This window comes from Streptomyces sp. NBC_01335 (assembly GCF_035953295.1).
Lineage (GTDB): Bacteria > Actinomycetota > Actinomycetes > Streptomycetales > Streptomycetaceae > Streptomyces.
The window spans coordinates 3,430,678-3,448,492 of record NZ_CP108370.1 but is presented as its reverse complement, the minus strand read 5'-3'; the positions used below and the strand labels follow the sequence as shown (position 1 = coordinate 3,448,492).

16 protein-coding genes are annotated in these 17,815 nt (G+C 72.4%); 6 read left to right on the top strand and 10 right to left on the bottom strand.

Annotation, left to right across the window (positions count from 1 at the left end):
* Window positions 1–246 precede the first annotated feature (246 nt).
* Together OG599_RS14855 and OG599_RS14850 are read left to right on the top strand one after the other, a co-directional pair.
* Window positions 247–933: an ABC transporter ATP-binding protein gene (locus OG599_RS14855; protein WP_327176458.1), complete on the top strand. Its 687-nt coding sequence runs from the start codon at window positions 247–249 to the stop codon at window positions 931–933.
* The gene (locus tag OG599_RS14850; RefSeq protein ID WP_327176457.1) at window positions 930–3,215 is read left to right on the top strand and encodes an FtsX-like permease family protein; all 2,286 of its coding nucleotides are present in this window, start codon (window positions 930–932) and stop codon (window positions 3,213–3,215) included. The genes OG599_RS14855 and OG599_RS14850 overlap by 4 nt, the downstream gene beginning before the upstream one ends.
* A 175-nt stretch (window positions 3,216–3,390) precedes the next feature.
* Here OG599_RS14850 and OG599_RS14845 read toward each other — a convergent pair whose 3' ends face one another.
* From OG599_RS14845 to hemC, 5 genes are all read right to left on the bottom strand, one after another.
* On the bottom strand, window positions 3,391–4,146 hold the full coding sequence (locus OG599_RS14845; RefSeq protein ID WP_327176456.1) for a hypothetical protein: 756 nt from the start codon (window positions 4,144–4,146) through the stop codon (window positions 3,391–3,393).
* 424 nt (window positions 4,147–4,570) lie between these two features.
* A complete protein-coding gene (locus OG599_RS14840; RefSeq protein ID WP_327176455.1) occupies window positions 4,571–5,974 on the bottom strand; it encodes a DHA2 family efflux MFS transporter permease subunit in 1,404 nt (467 codons plus the stop codon).
* 323 nt (window positions 5,975–6,297) lie between these two features.
* A complete protein-coding gene (locus tag OG599_RS14835) occupies window positions 6,298–7,044 on the bottom strand; it encodes an SDR family oxidoreductase (protein ID WP_327176454.1) in 747 nt (248 codons plus the stop codon).
* A 478-nt stretch (window positions 7,045–7,522) separates the two neighbouring features.
* Window positions 7,523–8,047, bottom strand: a complete 525-nt coding sequence (aac(6'), locus tag OG599_RS14830; RefSeq protein WP_327176453.1) for an aminoglycoside 6'-N-acetyltransferase — start codon at window positions 8,045–8,047, stop codon at window positions 7,523–7,525.
* A 12-nt stretch (window positions 8,048–8,059) separates the two neighbouring features.
* The gene (gene hemC / locus OG599_RS14825; RefSeq protein ID WP_327176452.1) at window positions 8,060–8,995 is read right to left on the bottom strand and encodes a hydroxymethylbilane synthase; all 936 of its coding nucleotides are present in this window, start codon (window positions 8,993–8,995) and stop codon (window positions 8,060–8,062) included.
* 267 nt (window positions 8,996–9,262) lie between these two features.
* On the opposite strand from hemC, the gene OG599_RS14820 reads away from it, so the two are divergent.
* Window positions 9,263–9,499, top strand: a complete 237-nt coding sequence (locus OG599_RS14820; RefSeq protein WP_327176451.1) for a hypothetical protein — start codon at window positions 9,263–9,265, stop codon at window positions 9,497–9,499.
* Window positions 9,500–9,764: 265 nt separating this feature from the next.
* On the opposite strand, the gene OG599_RS14815 is transcribed toward OG599_RS14820, so the two are convergent.
* The 3 genes from OG599_RS14815 to OG599_RS14805 form a co-directional block, all read right to left on the bottom strand.
* Complete coding sequence (locus OG599_RS14815; RefSeq protein WP_327176450.1) at window positions 9,765–11,345, bottom strand: hypothetical protein; 1,581 nt, start codon at window positions 11,343–11,345, stop codon at window positions 9,765–9,767.
* A gap of 311 nt (window positions 11,346–11,656) precedes the next feature.
* The gene (locus OG599_RS14810) at window positions 11,657–12,010 is read right to left on the bottom strand and encodes a PRC-barrel domain containing protein (RefSeq protein ID WP_327176449.1); all 354 of its coding nucleotides are present in this window, start codon (window positions 12,008–12,010) and stop codon (window positions 11,657–11,659) included.
* 195 nt (window positions 12,011–12,205) lie between these two features.
* Window positions 12,206–13,054 carry a helix-turn-helix transcriptional regulator gene (locus OG599_RS14805; protein WP_327176448.1) on the bottom strand — a complete coding sequence of 283 codons (849 nt, stop codon included), beginning with the start codon at window positions 13,052–13,054 and terminating at the stop codon, window positions 12,206–12,208.
* Window positions 13,055–13,203: 149 nt separating this feature from the next.
* On the opposite strand from OG599_RS14805, the gene OG599_RS14800 reads away from it, so the two are divergent.
* The 3 genes from OG599_RS14800 to OG599_RS14790 all read left to right on the top strand — a co-directional run bounded on the left by OG599_RS14800 (window position 13,204) and on the right by OG599_RS14790 (window position 15,109).
* Window positions 13,204–13,983, top strand: coding sequence for an NAD(P)H-dependent oxidoreductase (locus OG599_RS14800; RefSeq protein ID WP_327176447.1), 780 nt, complete (start codon window positions 13,204–13,206; stop codon window positions 13,981–13,983).
* Between the two features lie 77 nt (window positions 13,984–14,060).
* Complete coding sequence (locus tag OG599_RS14795) at window positions 14,061–14,507, top strand: GNAT family N-acetyltransferase (RefSeq protein WP_327176446.1); 447 nt, start codon at window positions 14,061–14,063, stop codon at window positions 14,505–14,507.
* Between the two features lie 143 nt (window positions 14,508–14,650).
* Entirely contained in the window at window positions 14,651–15,109 is a 459-nt protein-coding gene (locus tag OG599_RS14790) for a DUF5707 domain-containing protein (protein ID WP_327176445.1), read from the top strand.
* A 110-nt stretch (window positions 15,110–15,219) separates the two neighbouring features.
* Here OG599_RS14790 and OG599_RS14785 read toward each other — a convergent pair whose 3' ends face one another.
* Together OG599_RS14785 and murQ are read right to left on the bottom strand one after the other, a co-directional pair.
* Window positions 15,220–16,785: a PTS transporter subunit EIIC gene (locus OG599_RS14785; protein WP_327176444.1), complete on the bottom strand. Its 1,566-nt coding sequence runs from the start codon at window positions 16,783–16,785 to the stop codon at window positions 15,220–15,222.
* Between the two features lie 69 nt (window positions 16,786–16,854).
* Entirely contained in the window at window positions 16,855–17,796 is a 942-nt protein-coding gene (murQ, locus tag OG599_RS14780) for an N-acetylmuramic acid 6-phosphate etherase (RefSeq protein ID WP_327176443.1), read from the bottom strand.
* Window positions 17,797–17,815: the final 19 nt, after the last annotated feature.

The following is a 17,815-nucleotide window of genomic DNA, read 5'->3' as shown; positions in this document are numbered from 1 at the left end:
GGCGGGACTTCCCAGGGGGCGGGACATTACGAGAGAGCTCCCCGGAAAAAAGGGCGGGACTTCTCGATTTCAGAGGCCTTCCCGAGTTCAGGGTCTTCCCGATTTCACGGGCCTTCCTGAGTTCAGGGGTCCTCCCGGCTCAAGGCCTTACCGAGTTCACGGGACGTCTCGCGTCCATCGGTGACCGAGCGAGCGAACACGTGGGGTGCGGGCGAATCCCGGCCCCGATCCGAGGGGGCACGAACCATGCAGAACAGCAGGACCGGGTCGCTGGTGGCCGACGGCGTCTGCCTTTCCTACGGCTCCACCGTGGCCGTCAGGAATGCGCGGCTCTCGGTGCGGCCGGGCGAAGTGGTGGCGATCACCGGGCAGAGCGGGTCGGGCAAGTCCTCGCTGCTCTACTGCCTGGCCGGAGTCGTCCCGGTCACCGGCGGGCAGGTCGTCTTCGACGGCCGGCCGCTCGGTGGGCTGGGGGACGAGGAGTTGAGCGCTCTCCGCCGCGACCGCTTCGGATTCGTCTTCCAGTACGGCGAGTTGCTTCCCGAGCTGACCATCGAGGAGAACGTGGCCCTGCCGCTCCGCCTCGCGGGGCTCCGCAAGAAGACGGCTCTGGGCGAGGTGGCGGAGGTGCTCGACCGGCTGGGGATCGGTGGTCTGCGGGAGCGCCGCCCCTCTCAGGTGTCCGGCGGTCAGAGCCAGCGGGCCGCCGTGGCCCGGGCGTTGGTGCACCGGCCCGCCGTGGTGTTCGCCGATGAGCCCACCGGCTCGCTGGACAGCGCCAACGCCACAGCCGTGCTGGACGAGTTCCTGAGCCTGGCGAGGGACCGGGGGAGCGCCGTCGTCATGGTCACCCACGATCAGTCGGTGGCAGCCCGGGCCGACACCCGCTGCACGATGGCGGACGGCGTGCTCGCGCAGCAGGTGACGGTATGAAGGAGCTGGCACTGGGGCTCAGGCTGCTGTTCGGCTCCGGCCGGGGGAACAGGGTCCGCTTTCTCCTGATGGTCGTGGGCGGCGCGATCGGGGTGTGCTGCCTGGCGGCCGTGCTCACGATCCCCGCGATCCTGGACGCCCGTGACGGACGTGCCGCGGCGCGGCAGCCCGCAGCCTCCTCCGACCCCGATGCCTCCGCGAACCCGCACGGCACCCGTCAACTCCTCCTCGACGACGCGTACGGCTCCCGACCGTTCAGCCGGGTCTTCGTCGCCCGGGGCGACGAGGTACCCGCCCCGCCCCCGGGCATTCCGGAGCTTCCCCGGCCGGGCGAGGTATATCTCTCCCCTGCCCTCCACGACCTGGTGCGGGACCATCCTGCGCTCGCCGGACTCCTGCCCGGCCGCGAGCGGGGCAGGATCACCGCAGCGGGTCTCGGCCACCCCGACGAGCTGTACGCCTACGTCGGGGTGACCCCGGACCGGCTGGCCAAGGGCACCGTCGTCACGGCCTTCGGAGGCACGTACGCGGACGCCCCCGCCGTCGATCCCTCCACCCTCGACATCCTCCGCTTCACCCTCGCCACCCTCGTACTCCTGCCGCTCACCGTGTTCCTCACCGTCTGCGCCCGGCTCTCGGCGGCGAGCAGGACCCGAAGACTCGCCGCCCTGCGCCTGCTCGGCCTGAGCGCCCAGGGCACCCAGCGGGTGAACGCGGCGGAGACCGTCGCCGCCGCGCTGCTGGGAGCGGTCGCGGGCCTCGGTCTGTACACCTTCGTCAACCAGGTCGTCGCGCGCACCGGGCTGCCGGGCCTGCGCTGGTACGCCCCCGACGGGGCGCTCTCCGCCTCCACCGTGGCGATCTGCCTGGTCGTCTGCCCGGTTCTCGCCTGGTTCGCCGGGCGGGCGGGTGGCCGCCGGGCCGCACGGGATCCCCTCGCCGTACGCAGGACCGCCCCACCGGCCCGCCCCCGTCACTGGGGCGTCTACCTCCTGGTCGCGGGCCTGGGGGTGGTGACGGCCTACTGCGTACTCGGGGCGACGGGTCGGAAACCCACCGACGAGGGGCTGTCCGAACTTCTCGTCCCGCTGGCCGCCCTGCTGGTGGGCAGCGGCCTGATCCTCACCCTTCCCTTCCTCAGCCACTGGCTGTCCCGCCTGGTCGCCCGGTCCACCGAGTCCCTCTCGCTCGGACTCGCCATGCGGCGCAACGAGGTGGAACCGGGCAGCGCGCTCCGGGTCGCCTCCGGACTCGTCCTCGTGGTCTTCGCCGCATCCCTCGCCCAAGGCGTGCTGGTCGAGCTGAGCCAGGTCTCCCGCCCCAACTCCTTCCGCCAGGACTACTCCGTCTCGCTGGACGGCGTGGACGCGGCGGGCCGGGCCGCGCTGAGCGAGGTGCCCGGCACCCGGGGCCACGCCGTGGCGGTGCACTCGTGGACGGACATGAACCTCGAGGACCCCGGCCCCGCCACGGACGCGGTGGTCGCCACCTGCGCCCAACTGGCCGAGCTCGTCATCGACCTCCGAGGGTGCGTCGACGGGCGGCCCGTGCGCCTCACCGCCCGGAACGCCTCGGCCGGCGGCGACCTCGGGCACCCCGGCACCGCCTATCCGTTCACCTACCGCGAGGACGGCCTGACCCGGATGGTCGACGTGACCGTTCCCGGGGCGGAGGCCCGCTACACGGCGTACGAACCCATGGCGGCCGACCTGCCTCTCCTGGTGCCGCCCTCCGCCTTCCCGAAGGGGGCGGTGGTGGACCGGGGGAGCATTCTCCTCACCAGCGCCCCGGACGCGAACACGGTGCGGAAGGTCCTCGACGGAATCGGAGCCGCCGCACCCACCGCGTACGTCACGGCGATCGGTGTCGACGTGGGCGCACTCCAGCAGATCGCCGTCATCGAGGCGCTGCTCGGCGCCGGAATGGTCCTCGGCCTGATCGTCGGCGTCGCCGCCTACGTGGTCGCCGCCACCGACCGCGCGGTGGAGCGCCGTTCCCAGGTCACCGCCCTCGCCCTCCTCGGTGCCCGCCCCCGCACTCTGCGCGCCGTCCAGTGCGCCCAGGTCGTCCTTCCCCTGGCCCTGGGCCTCTCCCTCGCCCTGGTCACCGGCAAGCTCACCGAATCCAGCTACCTCGTCGCGGGCGGCGGTGACATTCTCTGGGACACCGACGGCCTTCCCCTCCTCGCCCTCTGCGCGGCAGGCGTCCTCGCCCTGGCCACTGCGGGCTCCTTCCCCGTCGTCGGCCGCCGGATCAACCCCGAGCTGATCCGGCGGGATTGAGGATGGGACGGGGCCGGACAGGGCCGCCCCTGGCGCCTGGCCCCTGGAGGCGGGTCCCGGACCGCGGGTCCCGGACCGCGGGTCCCGGACCGCGGGTCCCGGACCGCGGGTCCCGGACCTCGGGTCGCGGGTATCCGATCCCGGATCTCGTGCCGACTGCCCCGCCCCGTCAGGCTCAGAGGCCCACTTTGCCGGTGGCCCAGTACGGCTTGGTGGTGACGGCGCGGCGCGGCAGTATCCGGCTGTCGACCAGGGCGGCCCGCTGGCGCTGGATGGACTGCGCGTGGCCCAGCAGCATCGCACCGTCCAGGCGGGTGAACTCGCCTTCACCGGCGGCGCATTCGAGCCAGGCGAACAGTGCGTCGCCGGGGGCTTTGGCGACGGGCAGGAACTGGTACCGGGGCCAGCGGGCGGCCAGGGCCTCGACTGCGGGCGGCGGCACCTCGATGGCCACGAGGGACTGTTCGTCCACCCGGGCGTAGGCGTCGAGGGCCCCGAGGGCGGAGCCGTCGCCGAGGTAGAGGCGTCGGCCCCTGGTCTCGCGGAGGGGGCGGTGCCGGCCGGCCAGCATCACGGTCTCGGTACCGGACCGGAGTTCGCCCACCCACGTGGACCCGGGGCCCTGGTGCTGGGTCGCGGCGAGGATGCCGATCCGCTCGGCGCCGGCCCCACGGGCGCTGCTGCCAGTGCCAGTGCCAGGTCCGGTTCCGGTGCCGGGTCCGCCCACGGTCCGCACCGTGTAGCGCCGGCTCAGGGTGGGCGTGACCCGGAACTGGATCTCGTGCCCGGGGTGCCAGCCGCCGGGCGGTGCCTCGGCGCTCAGCGTGAGTTCGAGGAAGCCGGGAGCGGGCTGCTGGACATCGAGTACGCGCGCACGGCGGCCCATGGCGGATTCCGCGAGTTTGCCTATGAGGGCGGGCGCTTGGGGCATGGTGATCTCTTCTCGGGAGAACTGGCGGGGTTGGCCGGTGGCTCGGCCGGTGCCTTGACCGGTGGCGGGGGAGGCCGAGGACACCGACTGGGGCAGGCGGGCACGCGGGGCGAGTCCCGCGCGGTGTGCGTGACCTGCACAGTAGGGCCTGTTCGAGCCGTACGCTCCCGACCGGGCGTCGTCACCCCTCACCTACCACCGGACACCTGTTCATCAACCTGCCGGAGCGGAATTGATCACCGGCGAGGATCATCCGGAGCGAGCCACTGCGACGGTCCTCGCCCCTGGGCCCCGCCCCCTCAGAATGGGGCCGTCCCGAGCCCCGGCCTGACGTCCCGGCCTGACGTCCCGGCCTGACGTCCCGGACCGACGTCCCGCGCCCCGGCCTCCGTCCCGCGCCCCGGCCTCCGCCTCCCGCCTCCCGCTACGAAGGCAGCAGGAAGGCGAGGAGGAGCGGGATCGCGCTCAGCCCGAAGGCCCACCAGAACGCGACGGAGAACGCCGCGAGTCCCTCCGACGCGGTGGTCGCGCCGCCGAGGCGGCTCTGCAGGACGACGGCGATGAAGGCGACGCCGAAGGGTGCCCCGACGCGCTGCACGACGCTGAACGCGGCGCTGCCGCGCGGGGCTTCGTCGTGGCTCAGGCCCGAGAAGGCGAGCGTCATCACCGGGAACGTGGTCGCGGCGAAGCCGAGTCCCTGGGCGAACTGCGCGGCCAGCAGAAGCGGCGTACCGCCGTGGGTGTCCGCCAGGGCGAACGGCACCGTACCGAGCATCGCCAGCGCCACCCCGGCGGCGACGACCACGCGCCCGTCGAGCCGGGCGGCGACCGTGCGCAGGACCACGACGAAGAACATCGTGCCGAGCCCCTGCGTGACGAGCAGCAGACCGGTGTGGAGCACCGTCGCCCCGCGGACCTGCTGGTAGAAGAGCGGCAGCAGGAACGACAGCGCGTAGGTGGTGAACCCGCTCGCGAAGGTGATGACGCTCCCCAGGCCGAAGCCGCGCCGGGCGAACATCCGGACGTCGACGAGGGCGGGGCGGCGGGCCCGTAGCGAGTGCACCGCGAAGGCGGCGAGCAGCGCGCCGCCGGCGGCGAGCGGCAGCCAGGCGGAGGCGGCGGCGAAGCCGTCGGCCCCGGACGTCCGGCTGATGCCGTACGCGACGGCGACGACCCCGGGCGTGAGCAGCAGGAACCCGGGTACGTCGAGCCGGTGGCCGGGCCGTCCGGCGGTCGCGGGCAGCAGGAGCGGGCCGAGTACGAGGGCGGCGAGGCAGACCGGCACGTTCACGAAGAAGAGCCAGTGCCAGCTCAGCGACTGCACGACGGCGCCCCCGAGCACCGAGCCGAGGAGCGGCCCGAGCAGGCCTGGGAGAGCGACGGCGGCGGTGGCGCGGTCGATCCGTTCCGGTCCGGCGGCCCGGGTGACGAGCGAGAGCGTGATCGGCATGACCATGCCGCCGCCGACCCCTTGGACCACCCGGAAGGCGATGAGTTCGGGCAAGGAGTCCGCGAGTCCGCAGAGCAGCGATCCGGTGAGGAAGGCACCGATGGCGAACATCCACGCGTTGCGCGCGCCGAACCGTTCGGAGAGCCAGCCGCTGACCGGGATCACCGAGACGAACGCCAGCAGGTAGCCCGTCGACACCCACTGGGTCTGGGCCACCGAGGCGTGGAACGTCGTGTGCAGATGGTCGAGGGCGATGGTGACGATCGTGGTGTCGAGGAGCGTGGTGAAGGTACCGAGCGCCAGCACCAGGCCGATGAGGGTCAGTTGCCGATCGGTCACCTCGGACGCGGCCGTACCGGCCTCCGGAGTCGCAGTCATGACAAACGCAGCCTCTTCCTCGCCGTCCTCCCCGACGTTTCCCCGTCGCCCGGGTCCGGCAGACCATGACCGGCGGGGTACGTGCATTCGACCGGCGTACGGCGAGCGCTGAAGGCCCGGCGGTGCGGGGCCACCCGGTACGGTCGCGTACCCGAGTGCCCCGCTCCGCCGGGCCCATGGCCGTGCTCCGGGGTCGGCTCAGCCCCGCCGGCCCGGTCCGGGTCAGCCCGCCCCCGGGTCAGCCCACCCAGGTATGTCCGCGCCCGGGGCAGCCCCCGGGTCAGCCCACCCAGGTATGTCCACCCCGGGTATGGCCACCCGGGTCAGCCCAGTCCGCCGGTGGCCCGGATGTTCTGGCCGGTGATCCAGCGGCCCTCGTCCCCGGCGAGGAAGGCGACCACGGCCGCGATGTCGGCGGGCGTCCCGAGGCGCCCGAGCGGCGTCATGGCCGGGATCGTGGCCAGCGCCTCGGCCGGGTTGGTGCCCCGCAGCAGATCGGTGTCGGTGGCGCCGGGGGAGACGGTGTTGACGGTGATCCCGCGCGCGCCCAGCTCGACTGCCGCCCCGGCGGTGAGCTGCTCCAGCGCGCCCTTGCTGACCAGGTACGGCACGATGCCCGGGGCGGTCCGCAGGGTGTTGAGCGTCGAGATGTTGATGATCCGGCCGCCGTCCGGCATGTGCCGGGCCGCGTACCGCAGGGTGAGGAAGGCGGCCTTCGTGTTCACCGCGAACGCCTGGTCGAAGACCTCCTCCTCGATCGCGGCGAGCGGGGCCGGTGTGAAGGTCAGTGCCGCGTTGTTCACCAGGATGCCCACGCCGCCGGACGACTGCTCCTCGGCGGCCTCCATCAGCTTCTCGGCCGCCCCGGATTCCGCCAGGTCCAGCTTCAACGCCCGTGCCTGGCCGCCCGCTTCCTCGACGGTACGGACGACGTCCTCGGCCGCCTCGGTGTTCTGCGCGTAGTTGAACACGACCTCGGCGCCCTCACGCGCGAGCCGCTCCACGATGCCCCGGCCGATCCCCCGGGAGCCGCCCGTCACGACGGCGGTTCTGCCTTCCAGCGTTCCCATGGTGCTCCCCTGCCTTCCGCACACTCCGGACACTTCGGTTCAGCGGTCCGAAGGTACGGACGCCCCACCCGCCGGGAGCCGCGTCTCGCCGTCAGCGAAATGTCGTACGCGGCCCCGCAGAACCTGGTGTGGTACCCGTGAAGCGGAACCCCCGGCCCCGGAAGAGCCCCCGAAGAGCCCCCGAAGAGCCCCAGCGATGCCCCGGAAGTGCTCCGAAGCGCCCCGAAGGCCGTACGGGCGGGACGCAGGGGGCCGGGGGGCCGGAAAGGGCGGGCGGGGAAGCCCGTACGCACGGGGGTGCGACCGCGTCGGGAAGCGCCGCGCCACACGGGGCGGCGCGCGGAAATTCACTCGTTCGGGTTGTCCATCGAAGATTCGTTCGTGCGCGTGCTCTGGTGTGTGCGTGCTCCCCTGGGTGTGCGTGCTCCCTGGGTGAGCGCGCACCCCTGGGTGAACGTGCTCCCGTGGGCGGGCGCGCTCAGATCAGTTCGTCCGCGAGCAGGTCCATCAGCAGACCGTCCTCCCAGGCACCCGTCCGTTCGTTGTGCCAGTACGCCCGCATGATTCCCACCGGCTTGAACCCGACCTTGCCGTAGCAGCGGATCGCCGAGGTGTTGGCCGCTGCGGGGTCGATGGTCAGCCGGTGATGGCCGCGTTCGCCCACCAGCCACCGGGCCAGCGTGCGTACCGCGTCGGTACCGAGACCCCTCCCGCGGAGCCGCGTCGTCAGGAAGATGTCGATGCCGGCCCGGCGGAACTGCGGATCGTTCTCCTCGCTGAACTGGATGGCGCCGACGACCTCGCCCTCGAAGACGATGGCCAGCTTGTCCCGATAGCTGTCCGGGGGCGGTGACCACCAGGCCGCGACCTCTGGTTCGCGTACGACCCGGTGGAGGATCTCCGTGTCGCCGTCGGTCGTCGGGCGCAGCAGGACCCTGTCCCCGCTCAGCCCGCTCAGCCCGCCCAGCCCGCCCAGCTCGTTCAGCTCCACGCCGTCGTTCATCCCGGGCCGGAATCAGTGCTCGATGGAGTCGATCAGCTCGCGGGCGCCCTGGCGCAGCAGGGTGACCGCGACCGAGGTGCCGAGGGTGGCGGGGTCGAGCGGACCGGCCCACTCGTGGGCGTTCAGGACGGTCTTGCCGTCCGGGGTGAACACGCAGGCCCGCAGGGAGAGTTCGCCGTTGCCTCCGTAGGTGGCGTACCCGGCGATCGGGCTGTTGCAGTGTCCCTGGAGCACGTGCAGGAACATCCGCTCGGCGGTCATCTCCCGGTACGTTCCCGGATGGTTGAGGCCGCTGACCGCGTCGATCGTGGCGCTGTCGCCCTCGCGGCACTGGAGCGCGAGCACGCCGGCGCCGATCGGCGGGCACATCGCCTCCGTGGAGAGCACCTCGGAGACGGTGTCGGAGCGCCCGATGCGCGCGAGGCCGGACGCGGCGAGCAGCAGCGCGTCGGCCTCGCCGGCGGCCAGCTTCTCCAGCCGCCGGTTGGCGTTGCCCCGGAACGGTACGCACTCCAGATGCGGGTGCGAGGCCGACAACTGCGCGATCCGGCGTACGGACGAGGTCCCGATACGGCTCCCCTCCGGCAACTCGTCGAGCGTGAGGCCACCGAGGTGCACGAGGGCGTCCCGTACGTCGTCGCGCTGCAGGAACGCCGCGAACACCGTCCCGGCCGGCAGCGGCCGGTCCGCGGGGATGTCCTTCACGCAGTGCACCGCGAGATCGGCTTCCCCGGCGAGCAGCGCCGCGTCGACCTCCTTGGTGAACGCACCCTTCCCCTCCACCTGGGAGAGGTCCCCCATCCACTTGTCCCCGGTCGTCTTCACGGGGACGACCTCGGTGGCGATTCCGGGGTGCAGCGCGCCCAGTTCGGCCCGTACACGCGCGACCTGGGCCAGGGCCATGGGCGAGTCGCGGGAGACGATGCGGATGAGTTCGGGAGTGGCCATGTGTTCACGATAGACCCGCGGGGCCGGGCTCCGGGGCAGACGCGTGCGGGCGGCATCCCGCCACGGAGGCGGCGTACCGCCAACGGCGCGTGCCGCCGACGGCCCGTACGGGGAAGCGACTTCCGCAGCGGCGGGGACGGCTTGCCGCCCCCGAAGGAGGCGCGTGCACGGGCCGGGTCGCGGGGCGGTGGCACGGGAGAAGGTGGTGCGGGGGCATGCGGAGGGTGATCGGCGGGGAGAGAGCCCAGGTGAAGGAGGGTGTGCAACATGTCGGTCGAAAGGCTTGAGCCGTGTGTGCCGGAGCGGGGTTCGTTCGCGGTCGACGCCCGGACGGGCAAGGTCGGGCGCGTGGTGGGCCGGGTGGGCCCGGACATCCGGCTGCGTCCGCCCGGCGGCGGCCCGGAGTGGGACTGCCCGCCCGACGCGGTGCAGCCGGCACCGCCCGGCGTGGTGCTCCGCGCGCGGGTGACGGAGATCAACAGGGAGGGCCAGTTGCCCCGTTGAGGGGCCGTCCGGCGGCGGCCGTACGCCATCGGGCCCGTCACTCGGCAGACGGACCGATGACCTCGCCCCTGTGCTCTTCGACGATATCGAGGCGCACGCCGACATGACGGCGGGGCGGCGGCAGGGGGCGCTCGACGGCGCGACGCGGGGGCATGACCGGAAGGAGCGACGCGGTCCCGTCTCCCGGCCCCGCCTCCTGGTCCCGTCTCGCGGTCCCGTCTCCCGGTCACGCCTCCAGGTCCCGTCTCGCGGCCCCGTCTCCCGGTCACGCCGAGGACAGCTGTTCCGCTATCTCCTTGACCCAGGCGGCGCTCTTGCCCGGGTCGTCGAGGGACGCCGCCCACGCCTCGGGCGTCAGCTTCTGGTTGGTGGGGCCTGCCTTGAGGATGACGAGGAGGGATCTGGCCGAGTCCCGCATCTCCGTCGTCGTGTGACCGCTCCCCTCGATGTCCGGACCCGCCGCCAGGGCGTAGATCCTGCGCGCCATCGCCTGGCGTTCGCCGTTCTCGACCTTCTTCCAGAACTTCAGGGCCTCCTTCAGCGCCTCTTCGCGGGAGGCCGGCGTCTTCGGGGCCGCCCCGTCCGCGGCCCAGCGTTCGGGGTGGCGGGCCCCCTCGTAGCGCTTCGTGCCCGCGCGGCCCCCCTTGTAGGCGGCGACGCCGAGGATGAGGCCGGCCGCGGACGCGGCGATGCCCCAGCCGACCGGATTGCTCGCGAGCCCGGCCGCGCCCGCGGTGGCGGCGACCGCCGTCACGATGCCGCCCGCGGCCTTGGCGGTTTCACCCACGGCCGTGACGGCCTGCTTGGCCATCTTGTTCTTCTGCTTGCCGATCGCGTACTCGACCACCGTGTTGATCGTGTTCTTGTCCTCGGCCTGCCGGAACTGGTCGGCGGCGTTGCGGGCGCCGTCCATCGCCGACAGGGCCTTGTCGATGGCGGCCGGCATGTCCTCCAGCCCGTTCCCGTCCTCGCGGTCCCACAGGGAGTCCATGGCGACGTAGGCCCTGGCCATGGCCAGGTCGGCTTCGCTCCGTGCCTGCGTCAGCCGGGTCAGGTCCGTGTCTTCGACGCGGTCGGGTTTCTCGAAGGCTTTCAGTGCGTGGTGCTTGCGGAGCGTCGTCGCGGTGCGGACCGCGGCGCGTGTTCCCTTCACCCCGCCGACGAGACTGGAGCCGACTCCGCTCGCCTCGGATGCCGCCAGGGCGTCCGCCGCCTTCGTGGCCTTGGTCATCTCCTTGGTGAAAGCGAGGGACTGGTTGATCGAGCTTGCGGCGCTGACGAAGGCGTCGGACGTCTTGGAGATGAACTTCTTCCTCGCCCCGTGATGGGCGGCTCCGTCCTTGTGCTTCGCCATGTTCTTCCGGGCTTCGAGCCCGTCCTTGCCGCTGATGTACGCGCCGAGGGCTTCCGCACCGATGCCCACCCCGGCGGCGCCGGATCCCGAGCCGGCGGCGGAGTGCTTGAGGCCTTCGTCGGCCGTGGCGGAGGCGTGCTGGGCGAAGCCCGCGTTGGTGGGGGTCTGGATGCCCTTGACGAAGGTGTCGATGAACTCGAAGTTCTTCTTGAGCCTGTCGAAGCCCGCGGCTGCCCGGTCGCGGTATCTCTGCGATCGGGAGGTGGTGTTGACGTTCGTCGGAGCCGCGTCCTGGCGCTCCGCGGCTGCTTCCCTGGCGCGCTGCACCATCGTGGTCGCTGCCCGGTTGCCGGCGCTGGACTGGATCGAGAGGAGGGCGCGCTGCGCCGGGGTGCCGTACGGGCTCGCTCCCCGGCTCCGGTCCTGAGGCTGCCTGCCCGGCATCGGGGAAACCCGGGGCCGTGGTGAGGTGCGGTGGACCGAGGCGCTCATGGACGTACCTCTCCTGTGCTGGACCGGGCGGGGGGAGAGTAGCCAGGCCAGGTGGGCAGAGGAGGAACGGCAGGGAAATTCCCGGGGGCGGCCCGCCCCGCGGTGGCCCGGAGGCGGCCCGCAACCGGGCCACCGGGCGCATCGGCCCCGGGCACGCGTCGCGGGGCGAACCCTCTTCGGGCCCGCCCCGCTCTGTGCGACGTACGACGTGCGTTGTGCGACCGTGCTCTGTTCCCGGTGTTCCGTGGTCCGTGGTCCGTGTTCGTGTTCGTGGTGCGTACGGCAGGACGGCGACGGAAGACGGCGAGGCGTCAGATCAGCCGGTGCATCCCGTAATAGGTGGCCAGGTCCGTGTAGTAGGCCGGGTCGCCCGAGTGCGTCTGCCGTTCGAACTCCGGTGAATCCTTGATCTGTTCCTTCGTGAGGTCGACGTGGACCACGCGTTCCTCCGTGTCGATCCGGGAGACCGCGCCTGCGGGCAGCAGGACCTCCCGCCCGAAGATCCACACCCCGGTGTCCACCAGGAGGTGGGCGGAACCCACCTCGTCGGAGTGCTTGTCGACCTTGCCGACGTGCCCGTCGACGGCTTCGACCGCGAATCCGGTCAGGTCGGTTCCGGAGATGTGGCCGCTGGCAGGGTGGTAACCCCACGGGTCGGTGCTCATGGGTCGCTCCTTCCTCGGCGGTCCTTCGGTCGCGCTCCCCGCCCGGCTGTGCGAACCGCGATGCGTACGGCCGGTGAGATGCGCTCATTGGATCGCGTGCCCGCGAACCCGGGCTTCACACACGCACTCCGTGAACGCACTGGAGTTCGGGCTCAGGAGTCCTGAACCGCGTGCCGGCGGTGCCGACCGCGCGGGCTACTCGCGCGTCCGGGCGCGCACCGACGGTTCCTCCACGTCACCGTTCTCCGTGCCCAGGCTCGAAAGCAGGCGCAGCCCGTCCTCGGCGGGGCTGCCGGGTGTCGCGGAGAGGACCACCAACTCCATGCCGGATTCGCCGGGGAGGCCGAAGTTCTCCTGGTGCAGTTCGAGCAGGCCGACCAACGGGTGCCGGTACGGCTTGCGCCCGTGGGTGCGGGCGCGTACGTCCGCGCGCGCCCAGAGGCGACGGAACCGCTCGCTGCCCATCGCCAACTCGCCGATGAGCGACGCCAGGCGGGGGTCGTCGGGGTACTGGCCGACGGCCAGACGCAGGTGCCCGACCACATCCAGGGTGCACTTCTCCCAGTCCGCGTAGAGGCCGCGCTCGGCCTCCTCCAGGAAGAGGTGCCGGGCGGTGTTCAGGCCCGGCACCGGCCGGCCGAAGAGGAGTCCGGCGAGGCGGTTGCCGGCGAGCACGTCCAGGCGGTGGTTCATGATGAACGCGGGGGCCTCCGCGACCAGGTCGAGGACGCGCAGCAACTCGGGGCGGATGCGGCTGCCCGGTGCCTTCGCGCGGCGGCGCTGACAGGCGAGCCGGGAGAGGTGTTCGCGTTCGGTCTCGTCCAGGCCGAGCACCCGGGCCAGCGCGTCGAGCACCTGGTCGGAGGGTTGGGTCGCGCGTCCCTGCTCCAGGCGTACGTAGTAGTCGACGCTGACCCCGGACAGGTGCGCGACCTCTTCGCGGCGCAGTCCCGCGACCCGGCGCCGGCTGTCGGCGCGGATGCCGACCGACGACGGGTCGACCCGGGAACGCCGCGTCCTGAGGAAGCCCGCGAGATCGTCCATGCCTCCCAGTATGGTCACGGCGGCTGCCGACGAGACCCGGTGAGGGTGGTCCTGCCGTTACCAGGAAGTCCGGTCCGACGGAAGCGGCGCCCCTGAACACCGGGCGTCGGGGCGGCCAGACTCCAGGGAATCCGACCGAAGGAGTTCCCATGAAGACGCTGATCGTCCACGCCCACCCGGAGCCGAAGTCCCTGAACGGCTCGTTGAAGGACCTCGCGGTGTCCACCCTGGAGGGCGCCGGGCACGAGGTGCGGGTGAGTGATCTGTACGCGATGGGCTGGAAGGCGGTCGTGGACGCGGCGGACTACGGACCCGACGCCTCCACCCCTTTGCAGGTCGCGCGGGACTCGGGCCGGGCCTTCGACGCCGGGACGCTCACCCCCGACGTCCGCGCCGAGCAGGAGAAGCTGCTGTGGGCCGACACGATCATCTTCCAGTTCCCGCTGTGGTGGTACTCGATGCCCGCGATCCTCAAGGGCTGGGTGGACCGCGTGTTCTCCTTCCACTTCGCGTACGGCGTCGGCGAGCACAGCGACACCAAGTACGGCGAGCGCTTCGGCGAAGGTACCCTCGCGGGCCGCAGAGCCCTGTTGTCGGTGACCACCGGCGGCCCGGAGTCGCACTACACCGCCCGCGGGATCAACGGCCCCATCGATGATCTGCTCTTCCCGATCCAGCACGGCATCCTCTACTACCCGGGCATCGAGGTGCTGCCGCCGTTCGTGCTGTACGGCACCGACCGGATGACCGACGCGGAGTACCCGGAGGTCGCCAAGGCGTGGCGGCAGCGCTTGCTGACTCTGGAGACGACCGATCCGATCGCGTTCCGGCCGCAGAACTTCGGTGACTACGACATCCCCTCGCTGCTGCTGAAGGAGGGCCTGGAGCCCGCGGGGCGCAGTGGCTTCGGGCTGCACGTGCGGGGCTGACGCAGGAGTGCCGCCGGCCTTCCTGCGAACCGCCGATCCCGTTGACGCCGGGCCCGGGAGGCGGGTCTCATGCCGCCATGAACGCACTCGACATAGACCCCGTCGTCGACGACTCCCGGGCCGAGGCCTGGCGGCAGGTCCACAACCTGATCATCCCGACCGCGCTCCTCACCGCCGAGGAGGTGCGGGAACGCCGCTCCCGCAACCGGCTGTTCGTGGCGCACGTGGCGGGAGAGGTGGTCGGCTGCTCGACCGTGCGCCCGCCGGCCGCCGGCGAGGGGGTGGCGACGGTGATCGCGCGCGTCCTCCCCGACCGCCGGAGGAGGGGGTACGGCACCGCGCTGTACACGCACGGGCTCGCGGTCGCCCGCCGGCTGGGGGCGGAGACCGTGGAGACCGTGGTGCTGGGCAGCAACGCCGAGGGGCTGGAGTTCGCTAGGGCGCGGGGGTTCGTGGAGGTGGAGACGTACCTGCTGCCGGGCGACACCGTCCCGTTCGTCGATCTGCGGCTGGCTCAGGACTGAAGTCCCCAGGGCGCGGGCGCGGTCACCCACTCCGGGTGAGTCCCGGTACTCATGTCCGGCGGGTCCGGCGCGACGAGTATCGGTTGGACGGCGCGCGGTTGGGGGCGCCGGTCCCGCTGAGACGACGACTTTGGAGAACCCTCATGTCCCGACGCATCGCCGTCCTGTCCGTGGTTGCCGGAGTGGTGGCCCTCGGGGGCGCCGGAGCCTTCGCCGTGGCGTACGCCGGCGAGCCGCAGTCGCCCGTCCTGGCGCACAGCACCGCCCGTTACGTCGCCCCGGACGGCGACCGGGACGGCTCGTTGACCTTCACCACGGACGTCACGTCGACCGAGGGCGTGAAGAAGGTGAACGTCCTGGTCTGGCCGGCGGACTCGTCCTTCTCCGACATGCACCTGACCGAGAAGGACATGGCCGCCGTCGAGACGGCGGAGTGCGAGCCTTCCGGCGGGGACACCGTGCACTGCACCTACCGGGTCGCCTTCACCCGCGAGGACGCCGAGGAGGCCCCGCGCGGGGTCTGGCACACGGCCGTGCTGGCCACCGCCGGGGACGGCACCACCACCCTGGAGACCGAGGCCGCCGACTTCACGATCGGGTGACCTCGTGACCTCGTGACCTCGTGACCTCGTGATCGCGTCACGCACGCCACGGGCCGCCCCTCGCGGAGAAGGGCGGCCCGTGGCGCGTACGCGTACAGAGGGGACGGGCCTCAGACCTTCGCCGGAGCGGGGCGCTGCCCCGGGTCGGAGGAGTCCGGAGCGTCCGTGGCGCCCGGCGAACCGGTCACCACCGTGGTCGTACCGGCACCCGCCACCCCCTGCTCCACGTTGAACTCGGCCAGCAGCCCCTTGCTGAAGCCGAAGCAGTACGTGGCGACGAAGCCGGCGACGTAGCCGACGAGCAGCCCGCCCGCGTAGATCGCGAGGGTGCCGCCGAGGCCGTGGTTGCCGTCGAGGAGCGGGAAGAGGGCCCAGCCGGACGGGCCGATCGCGGTCGAGCCGACCGAGGTGCCGAGCTGGTTGAAGAAGCCGACGAAGGCGCCGCCGAACGCGCCGCCGACGCACGCCGTGACGAACGGGCGGCCCAGCGGCAGCGAGACGCCGTAGATCAGCGGTTCGCCGACGCCCAGCAGACCGGCGGGGAGGGCGGACCTGATGGTGCGGCGGATCGACTCGTTGCGGGGGAGGCGTACGTACACGGCCACAGCCGCGCCGACCTGTCCGGCGCCCGCCATGGCGAGGATCGGCAGCAGCACGGTGTACCCCTGCTGCTCGATCAGGGTGGTGTGGATCGGGATCAGCGCCTGGTGCAGGCCGAGCATCACCAGCGGCAGGAAGAAACCGCCGAGCAGGAGCCCCGCACCCGCGCCGCCGTGCGAGAGCAGCCAGTCGGCGGCCGTACCGATGGCGGAGGAGACCTCGCCGGCCACGTACATCAGGCCGAAGAGCGTGACCAGCCCGGAGATCAGCACCGTGAGGGTCGGGGTGACCAGCACGTCCAGTGCCTCGGGCACCCAGCGGCGGCACCACTTCTCCACGTACACCGCGAGCACCGCCGCGCCCAGCGCGCCGAGCACACCGCCCTGGCCGGGCGAGAGTTTCTGCCCGAACGCCTCGATGTCGGCGACCCCCGGGAACACGATGATCGCGGCGACCGCGCCGCCGAGGATCGGTGTACCGCCGAACTCCTTCGCCGTGTTGTAGCCGACGAAGACCGCGATCAGCGCCATGAACCCGGACGCGACAGCCGCCAGCGCGGGCGTCACACCGGGGAGCCAACCCAGGTTGACCAGCAGGCCGTTGAGCCCGGCGATGATGCCGCAGCCGATGAGGGCCGGGATCAGCGGGACGAAGATGTTCGCGATCTTCCGCAGGAAGAGCTTGAACGGAGTGGCGTTCTTCGCCTTCCGGGCCGCCCGCAACTCGGCTCCCTGGGCGGCGAGTTCATCAGCGGTCGTCGGGGGATCGGCGGGTGCGGCGACCCCGGCGGCGGCGGGCGCCGGGGCCGTGGCGCGGGCCTCCTCCACCAGGGCCTCGAACTCCGGGGTGACCCGGGCGACGCTGCCCGGGCCGAGGACGATCTGGTACGTGTCGTCCTCGACCACGCCCATCACGGCGGGCAGCGCCTTCAGCGCCTCGTCGTCCACGAGGGACGGGTCGAGCAGGCCCAGCCGGAGCCGGGTCATGCAGTGGGCGACGGTACGGACGTTGGAGGCGCCACCGACGAGCGGAAGAATCGCGGCGGCGGTGGCGCGGTGCTTGTCATCAGTTGCCATGGTGCGTGGTGCCTTGCTGTGCGGGGGGTGGGGGGTGCCCCCGGTCGTGCCCGGGAGGGCGGGCCGGGGTCAGAGGGAGGGGGCGGCCGCGAGCGCGGCGCGCAGATGGCCGTCCGAGGCGGTCAGCAGCTCGGCGGCGGTGGGGCCGTCGACCTGGCCGAGGATGGTGAGGATCGCGGGCTTCACCTCACCGCCGGTGGCGGTGAGGGCGGCCTCGATCTCCTGGTCGGAGGCGCCGGTCGCCAGGGCGACGATCCGGTGCGAACGGGCGTGCAGCTTCTCGTTGGAGGCCCGCACGTCGACCATCAGATTTCCGTACGTCTTGCCGAGCCGGATCATCGTGATGGTCGAGATCATGTTGAGGACCAGCTTCTGCGCCGTGCCCGCCTTCAGCCGGGTCGAACCGGTGAGCAGCTCCGGGCCGGTGACGACCTCCACGCCGTGGTCGGCGGCGGCGGCGAGCGCCGAGCCCTCGTTGCAGGAGAGGCCCACGGTGAGCGCGCCCCGGGCACGGGCGTGTTCGACGGCGCCGACCGCGTACGGGGTGCGGCCCGAGGCGGAGATCCCGACGACGGTGTCCTCGGCGGTGAGGCGGAGCGCGTCCAGGTCGGCGGCGGCCAGCTCGCGGCTGTCCTCCGCGCCCTCCACCGCCGTCACCATCGCGGACGGGCCGCCCGCGATCAGCCCGACGACCCGGGACGGGTCGGTGTTGAAGGTGGGCGGGCACTCGCTGGCGTCCAGCACCCCGAGGCGCCCGGCGGTGCCCGCGCCCATGTAGATCAGCCGGCCGCCGCGTGCCATGCGCTCCGCGATCGCGTCGATCGCGGCGGCGATCCGCTCCAGCTGCCCGGTGACGGCGTCCGGCACGGACCGGTCCTCGCCGTTCATGACCCGTGCGATCTCCAGAGTGGGCAGCCGGTCGATCTCGGCCAGCTCGGGGCGGAACTGCTCGGTGGTGAGGGTGGCGAGCTGGGCGAGGAGGCCGTCGCGGCCGGTCGCGGAGGAGGACATGAGGCGTGGCTCTGCTTTC